The sequence below is a fragment of the Nonomuraea sp. NPDC050478 genome, assembly GCF_044458265.1.
Classification (GTDB): Bacteria; Actinomycetota; Actinomycetes; order Streptosporangiales; family Streptosporangiaceae; genus Nonomuraea; species Nonomuraea ferruginea.
Map to the genome: position 1 here is coordinate 1,103,395 of NZ_JBITHT010000002.1, position 26,761 is coordinate 1,130,155.

General features: G+C 72.2%; 28 protein-coding genes and 1 riboswitch. Of the genes, 15 read left to right on the forward strand and 13 right to left on the reverse strand.

The features are described from left to right. Positions 1 to 66: 66 nt before the first annotated feature. From ACIBF7_RS13105 to ACIBF7_RS13125, 5 genes are all read left to right on the forward strand, one after another. Positions 67 to 1,305 (forward strand): arginine deiminase, encoded by a 1,239-nt coding sequence (locus ACIBF7_RS13105; protein WP_148032730.1) that lies wholly within the window; start codon positions 67 to 69, stop codon positions 1,303 to 1,305. 3 nt (positions 1,306 to 1,308) lie between these two features. Next, complete coding sequence (gene arcC, locus ACIBF7_RS13110; RefSeq protein ID WP_271275332.1) at positions 1,309 to 2,244, forward strand: carbamate kinase; 936 nt, start codon at positions 1,309 to 1,311, stop codon at positions 2,242 to 2,244. Between the two features lie 9 nt (positions 2,245 to 2,253). Then, positions 2,254 to 3,675, forward strand: a complete 1,422-nt coding sequence (locus tag ACIBF7_RS13115) for an amino acid permease (RefSeq protein WP_219543383.1) — start codon at positions 2,254 to 2,256, stop codon at positions 3,673 to 3,675. Then, positions 3,676 to 4,542, forward strand: a complete 867-nt coding sequence (locus ACIBF7_RS13120) for a universal stress protein (RefSeq protein WP_271275333.1) — start codon at positions 3,676 to 3,678, stop codon at positions 4,540 to 4,542. Positions 4,543 to 4,867: 325 nt separating this feature from the next. Continuing rightward, on the forward strand, positions 4,868 to 5,362 hold the full coding sequence (locus tag ACIBF7_RS13125) for a transcriptional regulator (RefSeq protein WP_148032734.1): 495 nt from the start codon (positions 4,868 to 4,870) through the stop codon (positions 5,360 to 5,362). 283 nt (positions 5,363 to 5,645) lie between these two features. On the opposite strand, the gene ACIBF7_RS13130 is transcribed toward ACIBF7_RS13125, so the two are convergent. After that, entirely contained in the window at positions 5,646 to 5,951 is a 306-nt protein-coding gene (locus tag ACIBF7_RS13130) for a hypothetical protein (RefSeq protein ID WP_364227091.1), read from the reverse strand. 754 nt (positions 5,952 to 6,705) lie between these two features. Further along, positions 6,706 to 7,152: an SAV_6107 family HEPN domain-containing protein gene (locus ACIBF7_RS13135; protein ID WP_271275335.1), complete on the reverse strand. Its 447-nt coding sequence runs from the start codon at positions 7,150 to 7,152 to the stop codon at positions 6,706 to 6,708. An 874-nt stretch (positions 7,153 to 8,026) separates the two neighbouring features. Here ACIBF7_RS13135 and ACIBF7_RS13140 point away from each other — a divergent pair. Then, positions 8,027 to 8,410, forward strand: a complete 384-nt coding sequence (locus ACIBF7_RS13140; protein ID WP_271275336.1) for an SdpI family protein — start codon at positions 8,027 to 8,029, stop codon at positions 8,408 to 8,410. 158 nt (positions 8,411 to 8,568) lie between these two features. Next, positions 8,569 to 9,294, forward strand: coding sequence for a class I SAM-dependent methyltransferase (locus ACIBF7_RS13145; RefSeq protein ID WP_364227087.1), 726 nt, complete (start codon positions 8,569 to 8,571; stop codon positions 9,292 to 9,294). On the opposite strand, the gene ACIBF7_RS13150 is transcribed toward ACIBF7_RS13145, so the two are convergent. Both ACIBF7_RS13150 and ACIBF7_RS13155 read right to left on the reverse strand, forming a co-directional pair. Beyond that, positions 9,281 to 9,472: a ferredoxin gene (locus tag ACIBF7_RS13150; RefSeq protein WP_148032739.1), complete on the reverse strand. Its 192-nt coding sequence runs from the start codon at positions 9,470 to 9,472 to the stop codon at positions 9,281 to 9,283. The genes ACIBF7_RS13145 and ACIBF7_RS13150 overlap by 14 nt on opposite strands. Positions 9,473 to 9,482: 10 nt before the next feature. After that, a complete protein-coding gene (locus ACIBF7_RS13155; RefSeq protein WP_148032740.1) occupies positions 9,483 to 10,682 on the reverse strand; it encodes a cytochrome P450 in 1,200 nt (399 codons plus the stop codon). Between the two features lie 85 nt (positions 10,683 to 10,767). Here ACIBF7_RS13155 and ACIBF7_RS13160 point away from each other — a divergent pair, with 85 nt between their 5' ends. Beyond that, positions 10,768 to 11,370, forward strand: coding sequence for a TetR/AcrR family transcriptional regulator (locus tag ACIBF7_RS13160; RefSeq protein WP_148032741.1), 603 nt, complete (start codon positions 10,768 to 10,770; stop codon positions 11,368 to 11,370). 18 nt (positions 11,371 to 11,388) lie between these two features. Here ACIBF7_RS13160 and ACIBF7_RS13165 read toward each other — a convergent pair whose 3' ends face one another. After that, complete coding sequence (locus ACIBF7_RS13165; protein WP_261808674.1) at positions 11,389 to 12,180, reverse strand: L,D-transpeptidase family protein; 792 nt, start codon at positions 12,178 to 12,180, stop codon at positions 11,389 to 11,391. 96 nt (positions 12,181 to 12,276) lie between these two features. Here ACIBF7_RS13165 and ACIBF7_RS13170 point away from each other — a divergent pair, with 96 nt between their 5' ends. Both ACIBF7_RS13170 and ACIBF7_RS13175 read left to right on the forward strand, forming a co-directional pair. After that, positions 12,277 to 12,753, forward strand: a complete 477-nt coding sequence (locus ACIBF7_RS13170; RefSeq protein WP_397197158.1) for a YbaK/EbsC family protein — start codon at positions 12,277 to 12,279, stop codon at positions 12,751 to 12,753. 29 nt (positions 12,754 to 12,782) lie between these two features. Beyond that, positions 12,783 to 13,346 carry a GNAT family N-acetyltransferase gene (locus tag ACIBF7_RS13175; RefSeq protein ID WP_271275342.1) on the forward strand — a complete coding sequence of 188 codons (564 nt, stop codon included), beginning with the start codon at positions 12,783 to 12,785 and terminating at the stop codon, positions 13,344 to 13,346. Between the two features lie 51 nt (positions 13,347 to 13,397). On the opposite strand, the gene ACIBF7_RS13180 is transcribed toward ACIBF7_RS13175, so the two are convergent. The 3 genes from ACIBF7_RS13180 to metF are packed head-to-tail and all read right to left on the reverse strand — an operon-like array spanning position 13,398 to position 15,713. Beyond that, positions 13,398 to 14,159, reverse strand: a complete 762-nt coding sequence (locus tag ACIBF7_RS13180) for a methyltransferase (RefSeq protein ID WP_397197159.1) — start codon at positions 14,157 to 14,159, stop codon at positions 13,398 to 13,400. Next, positions 14,156 to 14,758 (reverse strand): DsbA family protein, encoded by a 603-nt coding sequence (locus ACIBF7_RS13185; protein ID WP_261808675.1) that lies wholly within the window; start codon positions 14,756 to 14,758, stop codon positions 14,156 to 14,158. Before ACIBF7_RS13185 ends, ACIBF7_RS13180 begins: the two co-directional genes overlap by 4 nt. A gap of 31 nt (positions 14,759 to 14,789) precedes the next feature. After that, on the reverse strand, positions 14,790 to 15,713 hold the full coding sequence (gene metF / locus ACIBF7_RS13190) for a methylenetetrahydrofolate reductase [NAD(P)H] (RefSeq protein WP_219543374.1): 924 nt from the start codon (positions 15,711 to 15,713) through the stop codon (positions 14,790 to 14,792). Between the two features lie 85 nt (positions 15,714 to 15,798). Here metF and ACIBF7_RS13195 point away from each other — a divergent pair, with 85 nt between their 5' ends. Then, positions 15,799 to 16,866, forward strand: coding sequence for a polyprenyl synthetase family protein (locus tag ACIBF7_RS13195; protein ID WP_397197160.1), 1,068 nt, complete (start codon positions 15,799 to 15,801; stop codon positions 16,864 to 16,866). 66 nt (positions 16,867 to 16,932) lie between these two features. Here ACIBF7_RS13195 and thiE read toward each other — a convergent pair whose 3' ends face one another. The 3 genes from thiE to ACIBF7_RS13210 are packed head-to-tail and all read right to left on the reverse strand — an operon-like array spanning position 16,933 to position 19,123. Then, entirely contained in the window at positions 16,933 to 17,577 is a 645-nt protein-coding gene (gene thiE, locus ACIBF7_RS13200) for a thiamine phosphate synthase (protein WP_397197162.1), read from the reverse strand. Next, complete coding sequence (locus ACIBF7_RS13205) at positions 17,555 to 17,929, reverse strand: Rv2175c family DNA-binding protein (RefSeq protein WP_148032747.1); 375 nt, start codon at positions 17,927 to 17,929, stop codon at positions 17,555 to 17,557. Before ACIBF7_RS13205 ends, thiE begins: the two co-directional genes overlap by 23 nt. Positions 17,930 to 17,959: 30 nt before the next feature. Continuing rightward, complete coding sequence (locus tag ACIBF7_RS13210) at positions 17,960 to 19,123, reverse strand: NAD(P)/FAD-dependent oxidoreductase (protein ID WP_271275346.1); 1,164 nt, start codon at positions 19,121 to 19,123, stop codon at positions 17,960 to 17,962. A gap of 655 nt (positions 19,124 to 19,778) precedes the next feature. Next, a riboswitch (TPP riboswitch) is annotated at positions 19,779 to 19,895 on the forward strand. On the opposite strand from ACIBF7_RS13210, the gene ACIBF7_RS13215 reads away from it, so the two are divergent. The 4 genes from ACIBF7_RS13215 (at position 19,885) to pknB (ending at position 24,500) form a co-directional block, all read left to right on the forward strand. After that, positions 19,885 to 21,468, forward strand: a complete 1,584-nt coding sequence (locus ACIBF7_RS13215) for an FAD-dependent oxidoreductase (RefSeq protein ID WP_378525092.1) — start codon at positions 19,885 to 19,887, stop codon at positions 21,466 to 21,468. (Overlaps the previous riboswitch by 11 nt.) Further along, positions 21,465 to 21,665: a sulfur carrier protein ThiS gene (gene thiS / locus ACIBF7_RS13220; protein ID WP_148032749.1), complete on the forward strand. Its 201-nt coding sequence runs from the start codon at positions 21,465 to 21,467 to the stop codon at positions 21,663 to 21,665. The genes ACIBF7_RS13215 and thiS overlap by 4 nt, the downstream gene beginning before the upstream one ends. Continuing rightward, positions 21,658 to 22,413, forward strand: a complete 756-nt coding sequence (locus ACIBF7_RS13225) for a thiazole synthase (RefSeq protein ID WP_148032750.1) — start codon at positions 21,658 to 21,660, stop codon at positions 22,411 to 22,413. Before thiS ends, ACIBF7_RS13225 begins: the two co-directional genes overlap by 8 nt. A 197-nt stretch (positions 22,414 to 22,610) precedes the next feature. Further along, positions 22,611 to 24,500: a Stk1 family PASTA domain-containing Ser/Thr kinase gene (pknB, locus tag ACIBF7_RS13230; RefSeq protein ID WP_308248779.1), complete on the forward strand. Its 1,890-nt coding sequence runs from the start codon at positions 22,611 to 22,613 to the stop codon at positions 24,498 to 24,500. Here the strand turns inward: pknB and alc are convergent. Next, positions 24,497 to 25,441, reverse strand: a complete 945-nt coding sequence (gene alc, locus ACIBF7_RS13235) for an allantoicase (RefSeq protein WP_397197163.1) — start codon at positions 25,439 to 25,441, stop codon at positions 24,497 to 24,499. The two genes, pknB and alc, sit on opposite strands and share 4 nt — an antisense overlap. Next, the gene (allB, locus tag ACIBF7_RS13240) at positions 25,442 to 26,743 is read right to left on the reverse strand and encodes an allantoinase AllB (protein ID WP_397197164.1); all 1,302 of its coding nucleotides are present in this window, start codon (positions 26,741 to 26,743) and stop codon (positions 25,442 to 25,444) included. Positions 26,744 to 26,761: the final 18 nt, after the last annotated feature.

Below are 26,761 nucleotides of genomic sequence, written 5' to 3' on the forward strand. Positions count from 1 at the left end.
CCGGAACGGGACGCCCCACCCCGCCTATCGAGGTGATCCCGGGACGAGCCTGGGGATAGAGACACAATGACCTTCCATGTGGACTCCGAGGTGGGCGCCCTCCGGCAGGTGCTGCTGCACCGGCCCGACCTCGCGCTGAAGCGGCTCACGCCTTCCAACAAGGAAGCGTTCCTGTTCGACGAGGTGCTGTGGGTGCAGCGGGCGGTGGAGGAGCACGAGGAGTTCCAGCGGGTGCTGCGCGAGCGGGGCGTGCGGGTCCATCTGCTGGACGAGCTGATCAGGGAGACGGTCGAGATCCCCGAGGCGCGCCGCCACATCCTGGACAAGACCGTGGACGAGCGCTTCCTCGGCCCGCTGGCGGTCGACGACGTGCGCAACACGCTGGACGCGATGGACGCGGCCACCCTGCAGCTGTTCCTGACCGGCGGCATCACCAAGCGGGACCTGCTCGAACGCGACTGCGACCCCACGTCGGTGGCCTACCACTCGCTCGACGACGACGACTTCGTGCTGCCGCCGCTGCCCAACCACCTGTTCACCCGCGACCCGTCCTGCTGGGTGTACGACGGGGTGTCGGTCAACGCGATGCGCAAGAAGGCCCGGATGCGCGAGACCGTGCACATGGAGGCGGTCTACGCCTTCCACCCGATGTTCGCCTCCGGCTTCGACCGGCCGGGCGGCTTCCGGGTCTGGCTGCCGGGGCAGGCGATCGCGCCGGCCACGATCGAGGGCGGCGACGTGCTGGTGATCGGGCGCGGCGCGGTGCTGGTCGGGATGAGCGAGCGCACCCAGCCGCAGACGGTCGAGATGCTGGCCAGGCGGCTGTTCCGGACGGGCTCGGCGAGCCGGATCGTGGCGCTGCGTATGCCCCGCACCCGCGCGTTCATGCACCTGGACACGGTGATGACGATGGTGGACGTCGGCGTGTTCACCAAGTACGCGGGCCTCGGCATGCTGCCCTCCTACACGATCGAGCCCGGCGACACCGAGAAGGAGCTGAAGGTCACCGACCACCCGCCGCGCGACATGCACCGGGCCATCGCCCGCGCCCTGGACCTCGACGACATCAAGGTGCTCACCGCCACCCAGGACGTCTACGCCGCCGAGCGGGAGCAGTGGGACGACGGCTGCAACGTGCTGGCCGTCGAGCCCGGCGTGGTGATCGCGTACGAGCGCAACACCACCACGAACAACCACCTGCGCCAGAACGGCGTCGAGGTGATCACCATCCGCGGGAGCGAGCTGGGGCGCGGCCGAGGCGGCCCGCGCTGCATGAGCTGCCCCCTCGAACGGGACGGGATCTGAGCCGTGCGGGTCATCGTCGCGCTGGGAGGCAACGCGGTCCTGCGGCGGGGCCGGCGGCCCGACGCCGATACGCAGATCGCCGAGGTGAACTCCTCGATCAGGACGCTGGCCGGGCTCGCGGCCGGGCACGAGCTGATCATCACCCACGGCAACGGCCCCCAGGTCGGCATGCTGGCCCTGCAGAGCGCCGCCGACCCCGGCCTGAGCCGGCCCTACCCGTTCGACACGCTGGTCGCGCAGACCCAGGGCATGATCGGCTACTGGATCCTGCAGGCCCTGCAGAACGCGCTGCCCGGCCGGCAGGTCATCGCCATGGTCACGCAGACGCTCGTGTCGGCCGTCGACCCGGCCTTCCGCGACCCCGCCAAGTTCGTCGGGCAGGTGTACGAGCGGGACGAGGCCGAGAAGCTGGCCCGCGAGCACGGCTGGACGGTCAAGCCCGACGGGGAGCACTGGCGGCGGGTGGTCCCCTCCCCCACCCCGCGGCGGGTCGTGGAGACCCGGCTGATCCGCCGGATGGCGCGCGAGGGCGTGGTGGTGGTCTGCGCGGGCGGCGGCGGTGTCCCGGTGATCCGCGACGAGCGCGGCCGGCTCACCGGCGTCGAGGCGGTCGTCGACAAGGACCTGACCGCGTCGCTCCTGGCCGAGGCGCTGGAGTGCGACGCGTTCCTGAGCTTGACCGACGTGCCCCGCGTGATGCGCGACTTCGGCACCCCGCGCGAGTCCGGGATCGCGCACACCACCCCGCACGAGCTGCGCGCGCTGGACCTGCCGGCCGGGTCGATGGGCCCCAAGGTGGAGGCGGCCTGCCGGTTCGTGGAGCACACCGGCGACATGGCCGCCATCGGCCGGCTCGACCAGGCTGAGCGGATCCTGGCCGGCGACGCCGGCACGATCGTGACGCCCAACGCGCGCTGGCCGCGGACCGGCACGCTCTAGGAGGCAGTCATGGCGGTCGTGCGACGGCTCTTCAGGACCAAGCCCACCGAGCGGCTCGTCGCCGAGAGCGGCCGCGGCGAGGGCGGCGAGCTGCGCCGCACGATGGGGCTGTGGCAGCTGACGCTGTTCAGCGTCGGCGCCACCCTCGGCACCGGCATCTTCGTCATCCTGGGCGAGGCCGTGCCCAAGGCGGGCCCGTCGGTGGTCCTGGCGTTCGTGCTGGCCGCGATCACCGCGCTGTTCTCCGCGCTCTCGTACGCGGAGCTCGCCGGGACCATCCCGGTGTCCGGGTCGTCCTACTCCTACGCGTACGCGACGCTGGGCGAACTGGTCGCCTGGGTGTGCGGGTGGTGCCTGATGCTGGAGTACGCGGTCTCGGTGGCGGCCGTGGCGGTCGGCTGGGGCGAGTATCTCAACGCGTTCCTGCGGAGCCTGGCCGGCTGGACGCTGCCCGACGCGATCACCCGGTCACCCGGCCAGGACGGCGGCGTGGTCAACCTCACCGCCATCCTCATCGTGGTGCTGGCCACCTGGGTGCTGCTGCGCGGGGCCTCCGAGAGCGCGGCGGCGAACGTGGTGTTCGTGCTGATCAAGATAGCGGTGCTGCTGTTCTTCTGCCTGGTGGCGTTCACCGGCTTCAGCGCGGGGAACTTCGCGCCGTTCGCGCCGATGGGCGTGGCCGGCATCACGGCGGCGGCCTCGCAGGTGTTCTTCTCCTACATCGGCTTCGACGCCGCCTCGACGGCCGGCGAGGAGGCCAGGAACCCCAGGCGCGACCTGCCCCTGGCCATCGTGCTGTCGCTGGTCATCGTGACCGTCGTCTACGTGCTGGTGGCCGTGGCCGCGATCGGCGCGATGCCGTGGACCGACTTCAACCCCGAGGGCACCGAGGCCAGCCTGTCGCTCATCGCCGACCTGGCCACCGGCTCGACCTGGGCGGGCCTGATCATCTCCTTCGGCGCGGTCATCGCCATCGCCAGCGTGGTGCTCACGGTCATGTACGGGCAGACGCGCATCCTGTTCGCCATGTCACGCGACGGGCTCGTCCCGCGCGTGTTCCAGCGGGTGAGCCCCAGGCGGCAGGTGCCGGCGGCCAACACTCTCATCGTCACCGCCTTCGTCTGCGTGCTGGCCGGGCTTCTGCCGCTCGGCCATCTCGTGGAGGCGACCAGCATCGGCACGCTGTTCGCGTTCGCGATCGTGAACGCGGGCGTGCTGGTGCTCCGCTACCGCAGCCCCGGCCTGCCGCGCGGCTTCCGCACGCCGTTCTTCCCCGTCACCCCGGCGCTGGGGGTGGTGTTCTGCTTCCTGGTGATGGGCGGGCTGGCCGGCGTCACCTGGGTCGCGTTCGGGCTGTGGATGCTGGCCGGGCTGCTCTGCTATTTCCTGTACGGCTACCGCCACTCGCGGCTGAACGCCGAGGTGCCCTAGATGAAGATCGAGAATGTGCTGAGCGGGTTCGTCCCCGAGCCTCGTGGCCGCGACGGCCTGGCGGTGGCCGTACTGCTGGCCCGGCAGGCCGGCGCCCGCCTGGAGGTGGCGTTCGTGAAGCCGCCCGCGTGGAGCACGCCGGGGCCCGCCCGGGCGGAGGCGACCGCGTGGGCGGCGTTCCTCCAGGAGCAGGCCGAGGCCACGCTGGCGCAGGCGGCCGAGCTCGCCGGCGACGAAGCGGGCCTGGTCGCCTACACCCACCGGGGCAGCGGGCGCGGCCTGGTGGAGCTGGCCCGCAAGCGCGGCGCGGACGTGGTGGTGATCGGCTCGGCGCCGCGCGGCCCGCGGGGTCGCATCTCGCTGGGCAGCACCGCCGACCAGCTTCTGCACTCCTCTCCGGTGCCCGTGCTGCTGGCCCCGCGCGGGTACGCCGAGGACCCGCCCGCCGAGCTGACCCGGCTGACCCTCGCCTACCGGCGCGGCCGCTGCGCCGACGCGGCGGTCAAGGGGGCGGCCGGGATCGCGGCCGCGCTGGACCTGCCGCTGCGGCTGGTCACCCTGGTCGAGGCGGCTCACCGCCGGCACCCGCTGGGCGAGGAGATGCTGACGGGGATGCGCGACCAGGCCATGGCCGACCTGACCGCCGCCGCCCGCGGACAGAGGCTGCGCACCCGGGTTGACGTGGAGGTGTTCGAGGGCCGGAGCGTCGCCGCGGCCATGCGGGCGGGCACCTGGGAGCGGGGCGAGCTGATCATCTGCGCCTCCAGCGGCACCGGGCCGCTCAGGCGGGTGTTCCTGGGCGACACCAGCATCAAGATCGTACGGGCGGCGACCTGTCCCGTCCTGGTTCTGACACGCCAGGCCTGACTTCTTCGCCCCCGGTGCCGAAACCGCTGTGGTTACTCGGCAAACTATGACGAAGTACAGTTACTACGGGGACAGAAGGGGCTAATGAGGCGTTCCATGCTGGACCGGATTCGGCATCTTTTTTCCAATCAGCTTGACCTTAGGCGTCGACCCCTTTACCGTCACTGTGCGTAACCAGCACCTGCGCGGCGTCCTGGGGTGAACCCAGGGCCATCGCTACCGATTGGTGCCCGAGCGGCATCGGACCCCCGGTGGCAACGGCATTCGCCGCAAGGGAGCACAATCTACTGAGAGCTATAGATACGAGGAGCCGGGGGGCCACACGATGCCGTCTGAGTACGCAAAGTCGCTTGGTGCACGACTCCGCGCGATCCGCACCCAGCAGGGCCTGTCCCTGCATGGAGTCGAGGAGAAGTCGCGTGGCAGGTGGAAGGCCGTGGTCGTGGGCTCGTACGAGCGCGGCGACCGTGCGGTCACGGTGCAGAAGCTTGCCGAGCTTGCCGACTTCTACGGGGTGCCCGTCTCCGAGCTGCTGCCCGGCGGTGCCGCGCCGAGCCCGCTCGGGCCGACGCCCAAGCTTGTGATCGACCTGGAGAGGCTGGCCACGCTGCCCAAGGAGAAGGCGGGGGCGCTGGCCCGCTACGCCGCCACGATCCAGAGCCAGCGGGGCGACTACAACGGCAAGGTGCTGTCGATCCGCCAGGAGGATCTGCGCTCTCTGGCCGTGATCTATGACAAGTCGCCGAGTGAGCTCACCGAGGAGCTGATCAGCTGGGGCGTCCTCGACGCCGAGGCCCGCCGGGCGGTCGAGACGTTCTGACCCGGCTCCCACAGCCGCGGCAAGGGGCGCGCCCATCCGGGCGTGCCCCTTGCTTGTTTTCTGACAAAGCCCCGCACAACAGACATTTCGCCGGGCCCAAAAAGCGGTCCGCCGCCATTCCCTCAGTGGGTTCTCGATAATCCAACAAACCTCGTGTTTAGTCCCCGGCGCCCTTCACTCGCCTGTCAACCTCGTGCTCCCGTGCGGGGCGCGGGAAACGCGACCCTCCGGCGGTCACGGCGCCGGGCCATCGCCACCGGGGCGCGAGACGGGAGAAGTGCCGCTACTCACGGCAGGAGCCCGCCTGCAGCGACATCTTGGCCGCCTCTCCCCACACCGGGCTCATCCTCATGGCGCGGTACAGCACCGACCCGAAGTAGCGGGTGTTGTACCGATAGCCGGACTCCAACTGGCCCTTCACGGCCCAGCGGACCTTGTTCCTGCCCAGGTCCACGAACCAGTGACCAGCAGTGATCTTGTACGTGCACACGACGGGCTCCGCCGCCGACGCGGCGCCCGGGAACACCGCTCGGGCCACCAGGACGGTGGCCGCCGCAGCGGTGGCGAACCCGGCTCTGCGCTTTCCCATACTGTCTCCCTGCTCATGACCGCCGACGCTTCCGGCGGCGCGGCTCCCCTTTCGAAGCCGACACGGCAACCAGGGCCGCCCTCGTCACAGCTTCGCCGCGACATCGGCTCGGCGCCGGCGCAGAGCAGAATGAGGCACCACATGCCTATGACCTCGGCGAGCGCCTGGCAGGAGCCGCCCATCTGGGGTGTCTTCATCGGGCTTGCCCGTCCCGGGCTCAAGCGTCGACCCACGAGCGTCGCGACGCGGGGACGCCTCACGGGCGTCGGCTCACGGGCGTCGGCAGGCGTCAGCTCGCGTGCGCGGATCGCGGGCAGACGGCAGGCGTCAGCTCACGTGCGCAGTTCGCGGGCAGCCTGACAGGCGCTACCTCCTCAACCCGCGCGCTACGACCGCCCTCGTCCGCCCTTACGGGATGCGCCGGGTCGTCCGGACGGCGGAGGAGGCGGGTTTCGCCGCCATCGGGTGTATCGAGCAGCTCGCGTGCGCAGCGCAGGGCCCCGGGGCGTTCCAGCTCAACGGGCGTCTGCGGGACGCAGGACTGCGGGCGTCTGCGGGACGCAGGACTGCGGGCTCGGGACCCACAGCAGGCCGGCTGCTGCTCGGCAAGGCGAGCAACGTGCCGGAAAAAGCGGCGGACATCCCACCGGCGCGGTGACCGCCGGAACGGCCGGCGCCTGGCCCCGTTACGTCTCCTCATGCGAGGGCGTGGACGGCAGGGAGACCGGGGCGCTCGTAGGGGGTGGGTGGGATGTCAACCCGCCAGGGGCACGTCCACGGGGAGCTGGGGCTGGGCAGGGACGCCCAGGATGTCCTCGACCGTGCAGACGAAGGTCTCGGCCTCCGCCAGGAGCTCGTCGGCGTCCGTGGCGCTGACGCCGCGCACCAGGCCGGCCTCGGCGGCGGCCCGCTTGGCCGCGCTGGCCGCGAAGTAGGCCGCCCAGTCGGCGAGCGACGGCTCGGTCTCGGGCAGCAGCTCCCATGCGCTGCGCAGGCGGCGTCTGCGACCCTGGGTGGGCTGCGGGCGGGCGGCCAGGATCGCCGCGGCGGCGCGCAGGGCGGCCAGGTGGGCCGACACGTAGCGCGATGCCGGGGAGCGAGCCGTCGCCGCCTCCGCCAGGCAGGAACGTGAATCCGTCAGGTGAGCCCGAACCGCAGGCGATAGCCGGGGCCCGGGCGTTTCTCTGGGCCGTGGTGCCATGTCGTTCGCCTCCTAGAGTCGTGGCGACTCCCGGCGTGTCCGCCGTTGAGGTCAACGATCGCAGACCCCACCGACATTTCCGCCGGGCCGGCCGGACGAGGAGCTTCCCCTCTCCCCGTCCGGCCAGGACGCGCCCACTCGTCTCCGCCGACGACGAGGACGCGCCCTTCGCCCTCGGAGCCTGACCGCGGGTCCGCGCTGGGGGAGCGCATGGCCCGCGACCAGGTCCTTCCGACGTGAGCCGCGAGCCTCACGTCACATGGTCGAACATAATTTCGATCACGCGCGGTGTCAACTGCTTCCACGAACACAGGTTCGATGACCATGACGGTGTCACCGGCGGGCTGCAACGCCGCTCACCTCACTCGCGAACGCCCCTGAACCCCCGCACCTCCGGCGAATCCGGGGTTTCCGACCCGCCGCCGTCCCCAAGAGCAGCCCCCGGACGCGGACGGCATACCACGGGCACTCTCAGGAGAGCCCAGGCCGTCATGAGCGCTCTGAGGAGATGGTGCACCACAGGACACCCCTCTCAGGGAGCTGACGCTCTTATGAGCGTCCCCGGGGAGACGACGTGCTCCAGGGAGTGCCGACGCTGTCACGAGCGCCTCTGGGGAGACGACATGCCACAGGGCGTTCTCAAGGGAAACTTCGAGACCTGCACTACGGAGATGGCGGGGCCTTGCGCACTACGGAGACGGCGGGATGTTCAGGCAGGTGTGCGGGGGTGGATGGGGTGGTGCTTCCGAGCGGGAGGAGCTGGCTCAGCGCCGTTTCGCGAGCAGAGAGAGCCCAGTCCGGCAGCGTTCCGCGAGTGGAGAGAGCCCGCTCCGGCGGCGTTCCCGAGATCGCGGGTCATGGTTACGATGGCGGGATGGGGCCCATCCTGATCAACGCCATCCTCACCGCTCCCGCCCTGGCGCTCCTCCTCATCCCGTTCCATGACGAATCCGGTGCCGTCGACAGCCGCAACGGCCTGGCCGGGTTGCGCACTCGGGAGACGCTCGCCTCACGCGAGGCATGGGACGCGGCGCACACCTGGGCCAAGGTCCCGATGCGCATGCTGGCCGCGGCCATGGCGGGGGTGCTGGTGGTGTCAGCCGCCGCCGAGCTGGCGGTCGGGCTGCCGGAGGGTGTCCAGGTGGCCACGATCCTGGCGCAGGCCGGGTTGCTCATAGGCGGGCTGGGCCTGATCGGCTGGCGCGCTCACCGCGTGGCCGCACGCGTGAACCGCGAACTCGCAGGCCGGCCCGCATGAGCGGCCGAGCCGGCACAGCCCCGGCGCTCCTCCCACAACGACTCCCCGGCCCCTCAGAACACCGCCTCGGCCAGGCGCAAGGCGGTCGCGGACGACGGAAGACCGTCGAGGCCGGAACGCGGGAGGGCGGTGGGTCGTTCGGGTGGGTGGCGCGGCCCGTGGCGTTGGTCGCCGGGGCGGCCGCCGCCGTCGGGTTCGCGTGGGAGGCGCAACTGCCGCTGGGCGAAGACGTCCTGCACGTGGGCGGCCCGGTCGTCCTGCGGGGCCTGCGGCAGAAGCTGGCGCGGCTGGTGTACGACGGCCGGTACGGGGTGAACACGGCGGATTTCGCCGACCTGAGCGAGTTCGGTCTCGATCACCCGGAACGGGTCTACTACTCCCCCGCCCACTGGGGCACGCTGCGCCGGGCGCTGCCCGTGAGCGACGTGAGCGAGCACGACGTGTTCCTCGATCTCGGCGCGGGCAAGGGCCGGATGGCGCTGGAGGCCGCCAGCCGCTACCCGTTCGGACGGGTGATCGGGGTGGAGCTGTCGCCCGAGCTGACGGAGATCGCGCGGTCCAACCTGGCCGGCACGCGGCTGCGGCTGCGTGCCGGCGGCGTCGAGTTCGTGCACTCGGACGTGCTGGAGTACGACATCCCCGACGACGTCAGCGTGGTGTTCCTGAACAACCCGTTCCGCGGGCGGATCTTCGCCGCCGCCGTGGACCGGCTGATCGCCTCCGCCGACCGCAGCCCGCGCCCCGTCACCGTCGTCTACTTCAACCCCGTCGAGGAGGCCTACCTGCTCGGCACGGGCCGTTTCCGCCACGTGCGGACGGTGCGGCGCGGGACGGGCGACGGCGTGTTCGGCACGACCCGCGTCTACGCTCTCAGACAGCCTTGAGCGCGCCCGAAGGACACAGCGTCACGGCTCGCCGAGCCCCCTCCTCCAGCTCGGCGGGCGGCACGGGCTGCAGGAGCACGACCGTCCCGTCCTCCTCGCTCTGATCGAAAACCTCTGGCACGGTGAGCGCGCACATGCCCGCACCGATGCACACGTTCGTGTCGGCTTCTATCTTCATGAATCCCTGCTTACCAGGTGACGGGCAGCCGGTGCACGCCGTAGATGGCCATGTCCGCCCTGAGCGGCACCTCGTCGGCCGGCACCGCGAGCCGCAGGCCGGGGAAGCGGCGCAGCAGGGCCGCGAACCCGATCCGCATCTCCGCGCGGGCGAGCTGCTGGCCGAGGCACTGGTGGATACCGTGGCCGAAGCCGAGGTGGCCGGTCGCGGGCCGGGTGACGTCGAGCCGGTCGCCGCCGGGGAACCGGGACGGGTCGCGGTTGATCACCGGCAGGTGGAGGGTGACCGACTCGCCCTTCCTGATGAGGTGGCCGTCGATCTCGACGTCTTCCAGGGCGGTCCTGACCGGGCCGACGTGGATGATCGTGAGGTGGCGCATCAGCTCCTCGACGGCGTTGCCGATCAGCGACGGGTCGTCGCGCAGCGCGGCGAGCTGGGCGGGGTCGGCGAGCAGCGCGTAGGTGCCGAGACCGAGCATGTTGGCGGTGGTCTCGTGCCCGGCGACCAGGAGCAGGAACGCGACGCCGGTGAGCTCGTCGTCGCTCAGCTCGCCGCCTTCGATGAGGCCGCTGAGCAGGTCCTCCCCCGGGTGCTCACGCTTGCGCGAGACGAGCCCGTACAGGTAGGTGAAGACGCGGCCGATGGCCGCGAGGGCGTCGGAGGCCCGCGCGTCCAGGCTCACCAGGATCTTGGTGTCCTCCTGGAAGGCCGCCCGCTCCTCGTACGGGACGCCGAGCAGTTCGCAGATGACCAGTGAGGGGATGGGCAGCGCGAAGGCGTCGACGAGGTCGACCGGCCCGCCCGCGGCTTCCATCTCGTCAAGCCGGGCCTCGGTGATCTCCTCGATCCTGGCTTCGAGCTGCTTCATCCTGCGTACGGTGAACTGCCCGGTGAGCAGTTTGCGGTAGCGGGTGTGCTCGGGCGCGTCGGTGCGCAGGAAGAACCCGGGCGGGACCTCGAACTCCTGCGAGCGGATCTCCTCGGCGAGGTCGGCGCGCGCCGCGAGGGGCGGGTGCGCCAGCTCGGGCCGGTTGCTGAAGCGCTGGTCGGCCAGCACCGCGCGGGCGGCCGCGTAGCCGGTCACGAGCCAGCCCTCGTGTCCGTCGGCGTACCTCATCCGGTGCACGTCGCCGCGCTCGCGCAGCCTCGCGTACGTCTCGGGCGGGTCGAACGGGCGTTCCCGCCGCGTGGTCAGGGTCAGGTCGGTCATGGCTGCCTCCTTCTCCAGGACGCCACCAAGAAAACCTCATTGAATGCAATTTTGCAATGTGTGCAGCAGAGGTATCCTTTCGTGCATGACCGGGCTACGGGAGCGCAAGAAGCAGCGCACGCGCCGGGCGCTGGTGACCGCCGCGCTCCGGTCGTTCCAGGAGAAGGGGTTCGAGGAGACGACGATCGCCGAGATCGCCGCCGGGGCCGAGGTGTCGGCGCGCACCTTCTTCAGCTACTTCGCCAGCAAGGAAGACGTGATCTTCTATGACGGCCCGGAGCGGATGCGCTACGTCCTCGACCTGGTGGCCGGGCGCCGGCCCGGCGAGCCGGTGGCCGAGCTGCTGGTGCGGGTGATCCGGGCGAGCCTGGAATGGGCCGTCGACCCCGGCAACTTCGACCTGGCGGAGGCCGCGGCCCGCATGGAGCTCATGCTGACCGTGCCCTCGCTGCAGGCACGCGCCCTGCATGTGCTGTTCGAGCAGCAGCTCCAGCTCGCCGAGGCGGTGGAGCGGGCGTACGAGGGCGAGCTCGGCGCGCTGGAGGCGGCCGCGATGGTGGGTTCGCTGGTCGGCGCGGTCAAGCTGACCGCCGTGATGAGCCTGACCAGGGGCGACTCGCAGGAACAGGTGTGGGAGGCCATCACGGCCGCTGCGGAGATCTCGATGCGCGGGCTGTCGAACGTGTGAGCCGGCGGCCCGGCGCGGTCACCGCCTGAACTTCCCCCGCACGTGGACCGGGACCCCGGTGCCCAGCAGGCCGGGCAGCTCCTCCGCCACGTTCATCGGCAGCCGCACGCAGCCGTGGGAGGCGGGATACAACGGCACCGAGAGCGCGCCGTGGAAGGCGATGCCACCGTTGAAGAAGATCGGGTTGTAGAGCTCGCCGAGGTAGGACTTGTGCCAGCCGTCGCGCCGCCAGGTGGTCTTGTACGTGCCCGTGGGCGTGGTGGCCGAGCCGCAGAAGCGCTGCTCCTTGCCCTGCCACACGGTGGTCTCGCAGTAGGGCACGCCGCTGCCGGACGACATGTGGCTGATCAGCTTCAGCTCGCCGCCGACGTACAGGGTCATGATCTGCGTGCTCAGGTTGACCTCGGCGCGGGTCCGCTTGCCGTTCCGGGCCAGGACCTTGGGGGTCCTGGGCTGCTCCAGCGCCCGCCAGGTGGCCTTGCCGATGGTGCTGGTCGGCTTGATGCCGTTGACCTTCTGGAACGCCCACACGGCGCCGAGCGTGGTGCCGCCGTAGCGCCCGTCGGCCTTGCCCGGCCGGTAGCCGAGCTCGCGCAGCCGCTTCTGGAGCCAGACGACCGCCTTGCCCTTGGCGCCCAGCTTCAGCTTCTTGTCCGGCGCGGTCACGGCCGGGGGAGGCTCGGCGAGCCGGCCCGCGGCGGCGGTGATCGAGTGGGACGCCGTCTCGGCGGGTGCCACTCCGCAACCGGCGAGCGCGACCGCCCCGGCGGTGAGGAGGGCGAGCACTCCCGGAAGCCGTCGAGCCCTCACCGGTATCACCTCTCAAGCAGGTAACAAGCGAATCAAAGGACCCTACACCACCGCTCAACGGGGTAATGCGGGAGTCAATCTGTTTAGAGTGTCCGCATGCCCGAGAAGTTGCCCGCCAACGCGGTAAGAGTGGAAAACGCCCTCCGGAGCCTGGGAGCGACCGGCGAGATCGTGGTGCTGCCCGAGAAGGCGCCCACCGCGGCCACGGCCGCCGCGCAGCTCGGTTGCGAGGTCGGCGCCATCGCCAACAGCCTGATCTTCGACGCGGACGGGGCGCCGCTGCTGGTGCTGACCAGCGGCGCGCACCGGGTCGACGTGGAACTCGTCGCCCGCACGGCGGGAGTCTCGAAGGTACGGCGGGCGACGCCGGAGTTCGTCAGAGAGGCGACCGGGCAGCCGATCGGCGGGGTCGCCCCGGTGGGGCATCCGGCGCCGGTGCGCACACTGGTCGACACCTGGCTGCAGAAGCACGAGGTGGTGTGGGCCGCCGGCGGCCATCCGCACACCGTCTTCCCGACCACGTTCGACGAACTCCTGCGAATCACCGGCGGCACGCCCGTGGATGTGGAATGACCGTGGGCGGCAGGGAATAGGGTGCGACGGTGATCGAGTTTCGCGGCGCGGGACCCGCCGAGTTCACCGAACGGCTGGACACGGTGATCGACATCTACACCGCCGCCATGCGCACGCCGGAGGAACAGATCGCCGGTCGTACCGCCATCATGCGCAATCACGGGACATATCCATTTTTCCAGTGCTATTTCGCCGAATGGCGTGATGCTCCGGAGGGGCCGAAGATCGTCGGCTTCGCGTACGGCTTCCGCGGCGCGCCCGGCCAGTGGTGGCACGACGTCGTCCACCGCGCGCTGGCCGACCAGGCCGGCGTCGACGCGGCCGACGCGTGGCTGGGCCACGCGTTCGAGCTGGCCGAGATCCACGTGCATCCCGACTTCCAGCGCAAGGGCATCGGCCGCGCCATGATCACCACCCTGTGCGCGGGCCGGGCGGAACGCACGGCCGTGCTCTCCACCCACGACCGGCCGACGATCGCCCGCCACCTCTACGCGTCCATGGGGTTCATGGACCTGCTGTCCCGGTTCGTCTTCCCCGGAGGGTTCGAGGAGTACGCCATCGTCGGCAGGCGACTCCCTCTGACCGGGTCATGACCTGAGGTTTTGCGGGTCATTACGGAGGGCATCACCTTTACGGAAAGTTACTCACTCGCTACCTTCCGCACACCCATCCCCGACGCCACCCGCTCGGTCCCCCTGCGGGCGGGTGGCGTCCCGAGTCAGCCGGAAGGTCACGTACTCCACCCGCCAGCCGTCCCTGACGAGCTCCTTCCGGCTCACCTCCGCGGCGGCGAACCCCGACTCGCCGACCAGCCGCCGCACGTACGGCAGGTCTCCGGTGGTGCCGAAGAACAGCAGCACCCGCCCGCCCGGCCGCAGGTATCCCCGCACGTCACGGAAGAACCTCGTCAGCGCGGCGTAGCCCGCGTCGGTCGTGGCCCTCTCCAGCAGGTCGCGGGGCGCGAACCAGCGGAACGGCGGGTCGAAGACGATCAGGTCGAAGTCGCCCTCGACGGCGGCGAACACGTCGCTCTCCAGCACCGTGACCCGGTCCGCCACGCCGTTGCGCGCGGCGTTTCCCCGGGCCGCCTCGACGGCGTGCGGGTTGACGTCCACCGCGACCACGTCGCGGGACCGTGAGGCGGCCAGGATGGCGTTGACCCCGCAGCCGGTGCCCATGTCGAGCACCCGGTCGCCGTCGCGCACCTCGGCGAGGACCGCCTCGCCGAGCGGGTGCGACATGCCGGCGATCGGCTGGACGTCCGGGGGCACGTGCAGGGTCAGGCCGAGATGGTGGAAGGTCCGGCCGTCGTCGCCGGCCTCGGCCCTGGCGGCCGCGTAGGCCCGCTCGTGCCAGCGGCGGATGCGCTCGACGTGCTCCGGCGGGAGCGTCGGCTCGTAGGTCATGGGGTGGCGGGCTCCTCGTGGGGCAGGCCCTTCAGCTCGTGGAAGTGCGGGGTGCCGGCGACCAGGAGCGTGCCGTCCCACAGCCGCCCGGCCTGCTCGCCCTCCGGCACCCGCGAGATGACCGGGCCGAAGAACACCACCCGGTCCTGGCCGGCCCCGCTGACCGCGACCACGGGGGTGCCGGCCTCGCCGCCGATGAGCGCCATGCCCTCGGCGTGGGAGGCCCGTACCAGATGGTCGTGCTCGCCGGTGAGCCCGGCCTCGGCCAGGTCGGCGGGCAGGCCCGCGGAGGTCAGCGCCGTGCGCAGGTCGCCGATCCAGTCCTGGTCGGCGCCGCCGGTGGTCCACAGCGCGGTGTAGAAGCGGCCGAGCGCCTCCTGGCCGTAGCGGTCGGCCACCACGGCCGCGATCCGCGCCGGCACCCACAGGTAGCCCTCCGGGTCACCTTCGGGATCGTCGTCGCGGCCCTCGTTGAGCACGGCGAGGCTGAGCACGTGCCAGCGCACCTCGACCGGGCGGACCCCGGTCACCTCCAGGAGCCACCGCGAGGTCAGCCAGGTGTACGGGCAGGACGGGTCGAACCAGAAGTCGGCGATCACGCTCCCAGTCAACACCCGTCGCGCCCGCGCGTCAGACGGTCAGGGCCGGTGCGTGCCGCAGCCGCTGGAACACCTCCCGCGAGGCGCTCGACCGGTTGAAGGTGATGAAGTGGATGCCGGGCGCGCCCTCGTCGAGCAGCCGCTGGCACAGCTCGGCGCCGTGCTCGATGCCGAGCGCGCGCACCGCGGCCGGGTCGTCGGCGACCTTCTCGAACCGGGCGGCCACCTCCGGCGGGAACGGCGCGCCCGACAACTGCTCGGACCGGGCGATCGTGCTCATCTGCGTGACGGGCATGACGCACGGGATGATCGGCGTGTCGCAGCCGCGGGCCGCGACCCGGTCGCGCAGCCGCAGGTAGTCGTCGGCGCGGAAGAACATCTGCGTGATCGCGTAGTCGGCGCCGGCCTGGCACTTACGCACGAAGTACTCGGTGTCGGACTCGATCGACGGAGAGCGCGGGTGCTTGTAGGGGAACGCGGCCACGCCCACGCAGAAGTCGCCCGACTGGCGGATCAGCCTGACCAGGTCTTCCGCGTACAGGACGCCGTCGGGGTGGGGGATCCACTCGCCGGTGGGGTCGCCGGGCGGGTCGCCGCGCACGGCGAGGATGTTGCGCACGCCCGCGTCGGCGAAGCGGCCGATCAGGTGGCGCAGCTCGCGCGTCGAGTGGTTGACCGCGGTGAAGTGGGCGACCGGGGTCAGCGTCGTGCCGTGCGCCAGCCGCTCGACGATGTCGACCGTGCGGTCGCGGCTGGAGCCGCCGGCGCCGTAGGTCACCGAGACGAACGTCGGCCGCAGCGACTCCAGCTCCCTGATCGCCTTCCACAGCTGCCGCTGGCCCTCGTCGGTCTTCGGCGGCATGAACTCGAAGGAGAACGACCGGCCACCGGAGGCGAGCAACTCGCGGACGGTGGGGACACGGCCGGGCAGGATGGAGGGTTGACCAAGCGCCATGGCCCAAGCGTACCCGCAGGCCCACTCGTGACCCGCCCCAACCTGGTCGCTGGCCTTTCCCTGCTGGGCCACTAGTCTTCAGAGCATGACCATTGACGCCGCGAGCATGGACGACCTGCGCTCCCAGGTGGACCTCCGCCTCAGGGAGTTCGTCGAACGGCGCCTCCCTTCCGACGGCGAGCCCGACTTCCGGCCGCTCCGCGACGCGGCGGAGGACCTGCTGGCCGGGGGCAAGCGCCTGCGCCCCGCCTTCTGCTACTGGGGCTGGCGGGCCGCGGGCGGCGGCGACGAGCCCGGCGTCTTCTCCGCCGCCGCCTCGCTGGAGCTGCTGCAGGCGAGCGCGCTGGTGCACGACGACGTGATGGACAAGAGCGACCTGCGCCGCGGGATGCCGGCCGCGCACCGCCGCTTCCAGGCGCTGCACGAGAAGTCGGCCTGGCACGGGTCGGCCGAGCAGTTCGGCGAGGGCGCGGCGATCCTGCTGGGCAACCTGCTGCTGATCTGGTCGGGCGAGATGTGGCGCACCAGCGGGCTCCCCGCGCGGGCGCTGGCGGCGGCCCAGCCGGTGCACGACCACATGCGCACCGAGCTGATGTGCGGCCAGTATCTCGACCTGCTGGAGCAGGCGAACGGCGAGAACACCTTCGACTCGGCCCTGCGGGTCGCCCTCTACAAGAGCGGCAAGTACTCCGTCGAGCAGCCGCTCAGGCTCGGCCTGGTGCTGGCGGCCGGCGGGCGGGTGCCGTGGGTGGACGAGCTGTGCACCACGTACGGCACCCGCGTGGGCATCGCCTTCCAGCTGCGTGACGACATCCTCGGCGTGTTCGGCGACCCGGCGACGACCGGCAAGCCCGCCGGCGACGACCTGCGCGAGGGCAAGCGGACGATGCTCGTGGCGCGCACGCTCGCGGCCGCCTCCCCGGCCGACGCGGCGACCGTGCGGCGCCTGCTCGGCGACCCCGGGCTCGACGGCGACGGCGTCGCAGCCCTCCGCGACATCATCGAGGGTACGGGCGCGCTGCGTGAGTGCGAAGACATGATCGCCGACTACCTCGGTGAGGCCCTGGCCTCGCTGGAGCAGGCGCCGATCACCGCCGAGGCCCGCACAGCCCTGTCCGAACTGGCCGTGGCCGCCACCGCGCGCAAGACCTGAGCCACCTCGGCCCAGGCCGAACCACCGGCCATGACCCGGCGAGCGCCCGGCGGGACGCCGGCCGGGTCAGCCGGGGCCGTCGGTCAGGCGCTTGGCGAACTCGGCCGCTGCCGCGCCCGGGTCCTCGGCGTCGGTGATCGCGCGCACCACGACGACCCGCCTGACCCCGTACGACATGACCTCGTCCAGGTTGGCCAGGTCGATGCCGCCGATGCCGAACCACGGCCGATCCGCGCCGAGCGACGCCGCGTGCCGGAGCAGCGGCGGGCCGGGCGCGTGACGGCCGGGCTTGGTCGGCGTGGGCCAGATGGGGCCGCAGCAGTAGTAGTCGACGCCCTCCTCCACCGCCGCGGCGGAAGCCTCGGCGACGGAGTGGGTGGACCTGCCGATGACGATGTCGTCGCCGAGCATCTCTCGCGCGACCGTCACCGGAAGGTCGTCCTGCCCCAGGTGGAGCACGTCGGGCCGGGCGGCGTAGGCGATGTCGGCCCGGTCGTTGACCGCCAGCAGCTTGCCGTGGCGGTCGCAGGCGTCGCGGAACACCTCAAGGAGCTCCAGCTCCTCGCGGGCCTCCAGCCCCTTCTCGCGGAGCTGGACGATGTCCACGCCGCTGGCGAGCACCACGTCGAGGAACTCGGCGAGGTCACCGCGCTCGCGCCGTCCGTCGGTGCAGAGGTAGAGGCGGGCGTCAGAAAGCGAGGGCCTGGGCACGTCGCTTGACCTCGGTGTGGCGGCCCGCCCTGATCGCCTCGACGGGCGAGCCTGGCAGTGAGTCGTCGGGGGTGAAGAGCCAGCGCAGCGACTCGACGTCGTCGTAGCCCGCGTCTTGCAGGACGGTGAGTGTGCCAGGCAAACCCTTCATGACATCTCGGCCGTCGAGGAACACCGCGGGCACCTGTGGCCCGCCGCTGCCCCGGCGCACGCCGAGGAGCTTGTGGTCCTTGAGGAGCTGCTTGGCGCGACCCATGGTGAGACCCATGCGGTCGGCCACTTCGGGGAGAGTGAGCCACTCGTCGACGAGGGCATCGGTCTCCCGGTCGATCTGTGCAACAGAAAGCGTCACGAAACCACAACTACCACATGCCGCGCTTGCTCAAACAACACAATCCCGTAGGGGCACGTCCGGATCTACCAGGCGTTCCGTGTCGAGCCGGTGGCCCGCCTCGATGATCCGGCGCCCCTGCACGAGATCGCGCGGCCGGTCGACGGCCAGCACCGCGGCGAGAGTGTCGTCGCCGGCGAGCCAGCAGGCCGACCACTTGCCCGTCGCCTCGCCCCGGTAGACCAGCCGCTCGCCGGCCGGGTGGTGGCCGGCGTACTGGACCATGTGCCCGAACTGCTCCGACCAGAAGTACGGGACCGGGTCGTACACCGCCTCCTCGCCCAGCAGCGTCGCGGCGGCCACCTCGGGCGCGCCCAGCGCGGTGTCCCAGTGCTCGACCCGCAGCCGCGTGCCGAAGCGGCGCGACCACCAGGCGGCGCAGTCGCCGACGGCGACCACGTTCGGCAGCGACGTGCGCAGGTGCTCGTCGGTGACGACGCCGTTGTGCAGGTCGAGGTCGGCGTCGGCGAGCCACTCGACGGCCGGGCGGACGCCGATGCCCGTCACCACCACGTGGGCGTCCACGAACCCGCCGCCGACCAGCGCCACGCCGCCTTCCTCGACGGAGGCGACCATGGTGTCCAGGCGCAGGTCGATGCCCTCGTACCAGTGCTGGGTGCGGGCGCCGAGCTCGGCGCCGACGGCGTGCGTGAGCGGGGCGGGGCCGGCCTCGACCACCGTCACCGCGCAGCCTGCCCGTCGGGCGGCGGTGGCCACCTCGGCGCCGATCCAGCCCGCGCCGATGACCGCCACCCGCGCGCCCGGAACCAGCCGGGCGCGCAGCTCGAGCGAGTCGTCGAGGGTACGCAGGACGTGCTGGGGGCCGTCACCGGGGAGCAGGATCGGCTCGGCCCCGGTGGCGATGACCAGCCCGTCGTAGCCCAGCTCGCCCTCGGTCGTCTCCACGGCGCCCTCGCGCAGCGCCTTGGCGGCGACGCCCGGCCAGAAGTCCACTTCGAGCGCCGCCAGGTCGGAGTCGACGAAGCTGGAGTCGGCGTCGCCCAGCAGCACGGACTTCGACAGGGGCGGCCGGTCGTAGGGCCGGTGGCGCTCCTGCCCGATCAGCGTGATCCTGCCGCCGAACCCGCGTGCGCGCAGCGCCTCGACGCTCCTGACACCTGACAGTCCGGCTCCCACCACCACGACATGATTCACGTAAGCGACCATAACGGGGGCCGCCCCACAGCGTCGCCCCGAGCCCCGATTCCTCCCCCACCTGGCACTCCACCTCCTCGCCACCGAAGATCATTCGTGGAGGTTGGGCCGACGACATACGCACCCACGGAAGTCACCGGGGGTAGGGGCGGTTCGGGACAGCCACCCGCTCTGCTATGTCCGCGAGCATGATCGCGCCCTGCCGGAGTAGCCCAGCCGAGGGTTGCCGCAGGACCCACCCGAAGAACGCCGGTGCCGCCCGAGAAGCTCCGAACCCCACGGAAGCCCGAGACCACCGAAGAGCCCAGGACAGCCCGGAGAACCCAGAAGCGCCCGAAAGGGCCAGAACCTCCCGAAGGCCGATACCACCCGGAGGGCCCGGTACCGCCCGAAGGCCCAGGGCAGCCCGAAGGGCCTTGGACCGCCCGGAGGACCCAGGACCGCCCGGTGGATCCGCGCCCGGTGGATCCGCGCCCGGTGGATCCATGGCCGGTGAATCCATGGCCGGTCGGCCGGCCGTCGGTGAGGGCGGGAACTCGGTCTCCAAGGATGCCCGGTCGCGATCTTCGCGGTCTCGGCGGCGGCCGGGCGCGGGTGGGGCGACCTCCCCCGGCACCGGCGTGCCGGTCTGTCGTGGGAGGTCGTAAGGTGGGGGTGCACGACGCGCGGGAGTCCGGCCGTCACCGGGCTGAGAGGAAGGCTTCACCGGGCCTTCGACCGCAAGACACCTGATCCGGATCATGCCGGCGAAGGGAGCGGACATGGATGTGATCGTCGGAGGCGGCGTCGTCGGCCTGTCGATCGCCTGGCGGCTTGCCAGGCAGGGCCGCGAGGTCGTGGTGGTCGACCCGTCTCCCGCCCGTGGCGCCTCCTACGCGGCGGCGGGCATGCTGGCCCCGATCAGCGAGGTCGCCTACACCGAAGAGCCCCTTCTCCGTCTCGGCGTCGCTTCCCTGCGCCGCTGGCCCGCCTTCGCCGCCGCCCTCGCCGCCGACGCCGGACTCACCACTCCCGGATCCGACGGACCGGCCACCACCCTCACCGCTCAGTCCGACAGGAGCGTCTCCGCCCCTCGGACGACCACCACCCCGAACACTCACGCCGGGCAGTCCGGCTCGGCCGTCCCCGCCGAGGGCACGCTTCCCACGAGCACCCACGTGGTCACCCCTCACGGCGGGACCGGGCGCACGAGCTCCGCCGCTCCTCCCGCGAGCACCCACGTGGTCACCCCTCACGGCGAGACGGGGCACGCCGGTTCCGCGCCCACGGGCGCCGGCCCGGCGGCTGCGTCCGCCGTCCCCGGCGACGGGCGCTTCCCGGCCTTCGACCCCTCGTCCGCCGGCGGGAGGCGTCCGTCGGCCGGCGGCGAGGACGGGCGGGCCGCCGCGTCACCCTGGGGGTTCGGGGAATCCGGTGAGGGGAGCGAACGGCTGGCGGCCGCGCGCGCCGGGCTGGATCTGCGGGACGACGGGACGCTCGACGTCGCGTTCGGGCCCGACGACCTGGCGATGCTCGACGAGCAGGCCGGGTTCATGGAGAAGCTGGGGCTGCCGGTCGAGCGCCTGACCGGGCGCGAGTGCCGGCGGCTGGAGCCGATGCTGGCGCCCTCCGTCCGGGGCGGGCTGCTGGCCCGTACGGACGCGTGGGTGGATCCTCGCCGCGTCACCGCGGCGCTGCTCGCCGCGCTGGAGCGGCTCGGCGTCCCGGTGGTGCGCGCCCGGGTGACCGAGCTGCTGCGTGACGGCGACCGGGTGTCCGGCGTACGGCTGGCCCCTCCGGAGTCGGGCGCAGTCCCCGGGATCTCGCCGGGTGTGCCGCGGGGACGGGAGCCCGAGACGCTGGTCGCGGAGCGGGTGGTGCTGGCGGCGGGGGCGTGGAGCGGGGAGCTGGCGGATGTGCCGGTACGGCCCGTCAAGGGGCAGATCATGCGCCTGAGGTCGCCCCAGCCGCTGATCGGGCGGTGCGTGCGCGGGACCGTGCACGGCAACCCGGTCTACCTGGTGCCGCGGGGCGACGGGGAACTGGTGGTCGGAGCCACCCAGGAGGAGCTGGGCTTCGACACCAGGGTGACCGCGGGCGGGGTCTACGAGCTGCTGCGGGACGCCAGGGAGCTGGTGCCGGGCGTCACGGAGCTGGAGGTGGCCGACGTGGTGGCGGGGCTGCGGCCCGGCACGCCGGACAACCTGCCGGTCGTCGGGCCGAGCGGGATCCCGGGGCTGGTGCTGGCGACCGGTCACCATCGTGGCGGGGTGCTGCTGACGCCGCTCACCGCCGCGATCCTCGAAGGCGAGGAGGCCGACCTCGCGACATTGTGCTCACCGGCGAGATTCAAGGATGTTTCATGAATGTGATGATCAATGGGGCCGCCCGCGAGGTGGCCGAGGGCATGACCGTCGCGCAGGCCGTACGGTCCCTGACCGAGTCCGCCACCGGCGTGGCGGTGGCCGTGAACGACGAGGTGGTCACCCGCAGCGCGTGGGAGACGACGGCGCTGCGCGACAGCGACCGCGTGGAGGTGCTGACGGCGGTGCAAGGTGGATGATCTGGTCATCGCCGGGGAGAAGTTCGGCTCCCGGCTCATCATGGGCACCGGCGGCGCCCCCTCGCTGGAGGTGCTGGACCAGGCGCTGGAGGCGTCGGGCACCGAGCTGACCACGGTGGCGATGCGGCGGCTCGACCCGCACGCCCGCGGGTCGGTGCTCGACGTGCTGCGCCGGCGCGGCATCAAGGTGCTGCCCAACACGGCCGGCTGCTTCACCGCCGGCGACGCCGTCCTGACGGCGCGGCTGGCGCGCGAGGCGCTGGGCACGAACTGGGTCAAGCTGGAGGTCATCGCCGACGAGCGGACCCTGCTGCCGGACCCGATCGAGACGTTCGACGCGGCGGAGCGGCTGGTGGCCGACGGGTTCGTGGTGCTGCCGTACATCGGCGACGACCCGGCGCTGGCCAGGCGGCTGGAGCAGGCGGGGTGCGCGGCGGTGATGCCGCTGGGCTCGCCGATCGGCTCCGGGCTGGGGATCAGGAACCCGCACAGCATCGAGCTGATCGTGGAGGCGGCCGGGGTGCCGGTGGTCCTGGACGCGGGCATCGGCACGGCCAGCGACGCGGCGCTGGCGATGGAGCTGGGGTGCGACGCGGTGCTGCTGGCGACGGCGGTCACCCGGGCGCAGCGGCCCGAGCTGATGGCCTCGGCGATGCGATCGGCCGTCCAGGCCGGGCGGGCGGCCCGGCTGGCCGGCCGGATCCCCCGCCGCCGGTACGCGGAGGCCTCGTCCCCGATGTCTCCCTGACGGTGCCGGTTCTCCTGGAAAGCCCACGGGCCTTCCAGGAGAACTTCTTCCCAGGGACTTCCGGGAGCGGTACGAGCCCCGGAAATGCGGTTCTCCGCCGGCCCAGGAGTACGCTTGCGTCACGGAACGGCACGGGTCGGCATCACTTTCGGATGGTCAGGCCCTCCCGGGGGCGAAACGCCCGTAAACTCAGCCGGGTGGACACGACGACTGCGGACCCTCTGGTAGGTCGGCTGCTCGACGGGCGCTACCGCGTCGAGTCCCGGATCGCCCGGGGTGGCATGGCGACTGTCTACCTGGCGCTCGACATCCGGCTGGACCGGACCGTCGCGCTCAAGGTGATGCACCGCTCGCTGGCCGACGACCCGGCGTTCGTGCGCAGGTTCATCGGCGAGGCGAAGTCGGTGGCCAGCCTCTCGCACCCGAACGTGGTGCACGTCTTCGATCAGGGCACCGACGGCGACGTCGTCTACCTGTCGATGGAGTACGTGCCCGGCAAGACGCTCCGTGACGTGCTGCGCGACCGTGGCAGGCTGCCCGCCCGAGAGGCCCTGGAGATCATGATCCCGGTGCTGGCGGCGCTCGGCGCCGCCCACCAGGCGGGCATGGTCCACCGCGACGTGAAGCCCGAGAACGTGCTGCTGGCCGACGACGGCCGCATCAAGGTGGTCGACTTCGGCCTGGCCCGCGCGATCGAGGCGACCAACCAGACGCGCACCGGCGTGATGATCGGCACGATCGGCTACATGTCGCCCGAGCAGGTGACGACCGGCGGCGCCGACGTGCGCAGCGACGTCTACGCGGCCGGCATCATGCTGTTCGAGCTGGTGACGGGCCGGCAGCCGTACGACGGCGAGACGCCGATGTCGGTGGCCTACCGCCACGTGCACGACACGGTGCCCGCGCCGTCGTCGCTGGCGTCAGACGTGCCGGCGTTGATCGACACGCTGGTGGCGCAGGCGACGGCGCGCGAGCCGCACGACCGCCCCGCGGACGCGACGGCGATGCTGGTGCAGGCGGTCGAGGCGCACCGGACGCTGCCGAGGCTGTCGGGCGCGCAGCAGGCGCGTCCGACCGGCGCGTTCACCAGCCCGCCGGCGGCTCCGGCCCACACCCTGATCCAGCCGCGCGCGGAGGTCCCCACGCCTCCGCCGGCGCGCTCGCGGGGCGGCCGGGTCAAGCCGGTCTGGTTCCTGGCGGCGCTGGCCGTGATCATGGTGGGGGCGGTGGCGGCGACCGGGCTCTACTTCGCGCAGAAGAGCTACAAGATCGTGCCCGATCTCGTGGGCAAGAACCTCGCGGTGGCCGAGCAGAGCGCGAGGGCGCAGGGCTTCCAGGTGGCCAGGGTCGAGGGCCGCCATGACGAGAAGGTCGCCGAGGGGTCGGTGCTGGCCATGGAGCCGGTCCACGGCACCGAGGTGGAGGCCGGCACCACGATCACGCTGGTGCCCTCGCTGGGCCCGAAGCGGGTGCTGGTGCCGAAGACCGCCGGTTTGACGCAGGACGACGCCAGGGCGGCGATCGGCGAGGCCGGGCTGACGGTCGGCAAGATGCGCCGCGTCAAGAACCTCGAGGTGCAGCGCAACCACGTGATCCGCACCTCGCCGCAGGTGGGCGAGAAGGTCAAGGAAGGCGCCAAGGTCGACATCTACGTGAGCGCCGGCCTGGTCATGCCCGACGTGTCCGGCATGCCGAAGGACGAGGCGGCCGCGTTCCTGACGCAGCAGGGCTTCCAGGTGCAGGTCAACGAGGTCGACGACGACGCCGAGCCGTGCACCGTGATCGCGCAGTCGCCGAAGCCCAAGTCCGAGGTCGACCAGGGCATCCCGGCGATGGTCACGGTGGCGCGCTGCGAGACGGACTTCTGGCACTGGTTCCGGGGCGACAACGAGGCCCGCGACGACCAGGAGTTCCGGATCATGCCGGGCGTGATGGGCAAGGGCATCAACGACGCCAAGAACGAGTTGCAGGCGCAGGGCTTCCGGGTGCGGGTGCACAACCTGTCCAACAGCGGCGTGGTGCGGTTCCAGCGCCCGGGGCCCAACTCCGAGCGGCCGCCGGGCTCGGAGGTCCACCTCTGGCACTAGGCCAGGTGTCCCCAGAGCCGCACGCGCGCCAGGCCGCCGTCGGGGTGGATGTCGACGCGTACGTGGTCGACGGGGTCGTGCGGGCCGAGCCGGAAGCGGTGCGGCGTGTCGGGCCGGAGCGGCGTCCCGGGCAGCAGCGGGACCTCGCGGTCGCCGTCGAGGCCGGTGAGCGTCACGGCGGCGGGCGCGTTGAAGACCAGGTTCGTGGTGTCGATCTCGGCGAGGCTGACGCGGCCGCGTCCGGCCAGGCGGATGACGAGCCAGTCGTTGCCGCCGTCGCGGCGGCGCGCGGTCTCCCAGCCCTCGGCCTGGTTGCGGGCCGTGCCGGGGGCGATGACGTTGCCGGGTGAGGAGTAGAACTCGTCGGAGCAGGCGGTGACCAGCCCGCCGTTCTCCAGCGCGGCGAGGTCGAGGCCGAGCCCGTCCCACACGGACAGGTCGGGGCGGGCCTCGCCGTGCACGCGCAGCCGGGCGATGCCGCCGTCGGGATACATGTTCAGCCGTACGTGGGTGTAGCGGCTCTCGTCGGCCACCTCGAAGGGGTGCTCCCTGTCGCCCTTGAGCGGGCTCATGGGCACGATGGTGACCCAGCCGGCCCGTTCCACCTCGGCCGCGGACGGGTGGCCGGGCACGTGGGCGGCCTCGACGGCGGCGTGCGCCGGGTGGTTGCCGGTGAACCAGGCGGTGTCGACGACCACGCCGCGGATCACGCCGGGCAGGCCGAGGCGGACGATCGCCCAGTCGTGGCCGGGGCCGCGGCGGCGGCGGGTCTCCCAGCCGTCGTAGACCTGGCCCGTGCCGGCGAACGTCGCGGGCTGGAAGGCGGGCCTGCCGGGCCGGATGAGGTTCTCCTTCCCGGCGAACGACTCGTCGCTGGCGGCGATCACGGACCCGCCGTGGCGGCGCAGCGCGAGGTCGGGCAGGCGGGTGAAGTCGCGCATCTACGCTCCCAGCAGGAAGGTCCCGTGCGGGACGTCGTCGGCGGGCCTGCCCCGCAGCCAGGTGGTGAGCACGGCGCCCCTGAGGCGGCGTCCCTGGTACGGGGTGACGGGGTTCTTGTGGTGCAGCCGCCGGGCGTCGACGGGTTCGGCGGAGTCGGGGTCGAAGGCCACCAGGTCGGCGTCGTTGCCGGGCTCGATGCCGCCCTTGCCGCGCAGCCCGGCCAGCCGGGCGGGGGCGGCCGACATCCAGCGCACGACGTCGCCGAGTCCGTGCCCGCGCCGGGACGCCTCGGTCCAGACGGCGCGCAGCCCGAGCTGGAGTGAGGAGACGCCGCCCCAGGCGGCGGCGAAGTCGGGCACCTTGAGGTCGGCCGTGGACGGCGAGTGGTCGGTGACGACGCAGTCGAGCACGCCCCGGGCGAGGCCGTCCCAGAGCCGGTCGCGGTTGGCGGCGGAGCGGATGGGCGGGCAGCACTTGTAGGCCGTGTCGCCGTCGGGCACGTCCTCGGCGGTGAGGGTCAGGTAGTGGGGGCAGGTCTCGGCGGTGACCGGGAGGCCCTCGGCCCGCGCGGCCTCCAGCACGTCGAGGCAGCCGGCGCCGGAGACGTGCAGGATGTGCGCGCGGGCGCCGGTCTCGCGGGTGAGCCGGACGATCTGTTCGACGGCGCCGCGCTCGGCCGCTTCCGGCCGGGAGTCCAGGAACGCGGCGTAGCCGGGCCCGGCGCAGCCGGTCAGCAGGGCGGGGTCCTCCGCGTGCACGACCAGCAGCCCGCCGAACCCGGCCAGCTCGGTCATGACCTGCCGGATCTCCCCGAGGCCGAGCTCGGGGAACTCGTCCACGCCGGACGGCGACATGAAGCACTTGAACCCGCGCACGCCCCGGTCGTGCAGCGGCCGGAGCTCCTTGAGGTTGCCGGGCACGGCGCCGCCCCAGAAGCCGACGTCGACGTGACACCGCCCGCCGGCGGCGGCCAGCTTGGCCTCCAGCGCGGCGACGCTGACGGTGGGCGGGAGCGCGTTGAGCGGCATGTCGACGATCGTGGTGACGCCGCCGGCCGCCGCGGCCCTGGTGGCGGTGGCGAACCCCTCCCAGTGGGTGCGGCCGGGCTCGTTGACGTGCACGTGGGTGTCGACGAGGCCGGGCAGCAGGGCGAGGTCGCGCAGGTCGACGTCCTCGGCGGCGTCCAGCGGGGCGGCGTGGTCGTGCAGGGACGCGATCCGGCCGTCGCGGACGGCGACGGCGAGCGGCCGTTCGCCGTCCGGGGTGACGGTCCTGCGTGATCGGACCACGAGGTCGTACACGGGCGTGCTCCTTCAGCG

Excerpts from the sequence above, each read along its gene's own strand:
- thiS (WP_148032749.1), top strand. The coding sequence starts at position 21,465 with ATGAATGTGATGATCAATGGGGCCGCCCGCGAGGTGGCCGAGGGCATG.
- ACIBF7_RS13195 (WP_397197160.1), top strand. The coding sequence starts at position 15,799 with ATGACCATTGACGCCGCGAGCATGGACGACCTGCGCTCCCAGGTGGAC.
- ACIBF7_RS13160 (WP_148032741.1), top strand. The coding sequence starts at position 10,768 with ATGACCGGGCTACGGGAGCGCAAGAAGCAGCGCACGCGCCGGGCGCTG.
- ACIBF7_RS13130 (WP_364227091.1), bottom strand. The coding sequence starts at position 5,951 with ATGGGAAAGCGCAGAGCCGGGTTCGCCACCGCTGCGGCGGCCACCGTC.
- ACIBF7_RS13140 (WP_271275336.1), top strand. The coding sequence starts at position 8,027 with ATGGGGCCCATCCTGATCAACGCCATCCTCACCGCTCCCGCCCTGGCG.
- ACIBF7_RS13135 (WP_271275335.1), bottom strand. The coding sequence starts at position 7,152 with ATGGCACCACGGCCCAGAGAAACGCCCGGGCCCCGGCTATCGCCTGCG.
- ACIBF7_RS13170 (WP_397197158.1), top strand. The coding sequence starts at position 12,277 with ATGCCCGAGAAGTTGCCCGCCAACGCGGTAAGAGTGGAAAACGCCCTC.
- ACIBF7_RS13105 (WP_148032730.1), top strand. The coding sequence starts at position 67 with ATGACCTTCCATGTGGACTCCGAGGTGGGCGCCCTCCGGCAGGTGCTG.
- ACIBF7_RS13125 (WP_148032734.1), top strand. The coding sequence starts at position 4,868 with ATGCCGTCTGAGTACGCAAAGTCGCTTGGTGCACGACTCCGCGCGATC.
- ACIBF7_RS13180 (WP_397197159.1), bottom strand. The coding sequence starts at position 14,159 with ATGACCTACGAGCCGACGCTCCCGCCGGAGCACGTCGAGCGCATCCGC.
- alc (WP_397197163.1), bottom strand. The coding sequence starts at position 25,441 with ATGCGCGACTTCACCCGCCTGCCCGACCTCGCGCTGCGCCGCCACGGC.
- ACIBF7_RS13115 (WP_219543383.1), top strand. The coding sequence starts at position 2,254 with ATGGCGGTCGTGCGACGGCTCTTCAGGACCAAGCCCACCGAGCGGCTC.
- ACIBF7_RS13120 (WP_271275333.1), top strand. The coding sequence starts at position 3,676 with ATGAAGATCGAGAATGTGCTGAGCGGGTTCGTCCCCGAGCCTCGTGGC.
- ACIBF7_RS13215 (WP_378525092.1), top strand. The coding sequence starts at position 19,885 with ATGGATGTGATCGTCGGAGGCGGCGTCGTCGGCCTGTCGATCGCCTGG.
- metF (WP_219543374.1), bottom strand. The coding sequence starts at position 15,713 with ATGGCGCTTGGTCAACCCTCCATCCTGCCCGGCCGTGTCCCCACCGTC.
- ACIBF7_RS13155 (WP_148032740.1), bottom strand. The coding sequence starts at position 10,682 with ATGACCGACCTGACCCTGACCACGCGGCGGGAACGCCCGTTCGACCCG.
- ACIBF7_RS13150 (WP_148032739.1), bottom strand. The coding sequence starts at position 9,472 with ATGAAGATAGAAGCCGACACGAACGTGTGCATCGGTGCGGGCATGTGC.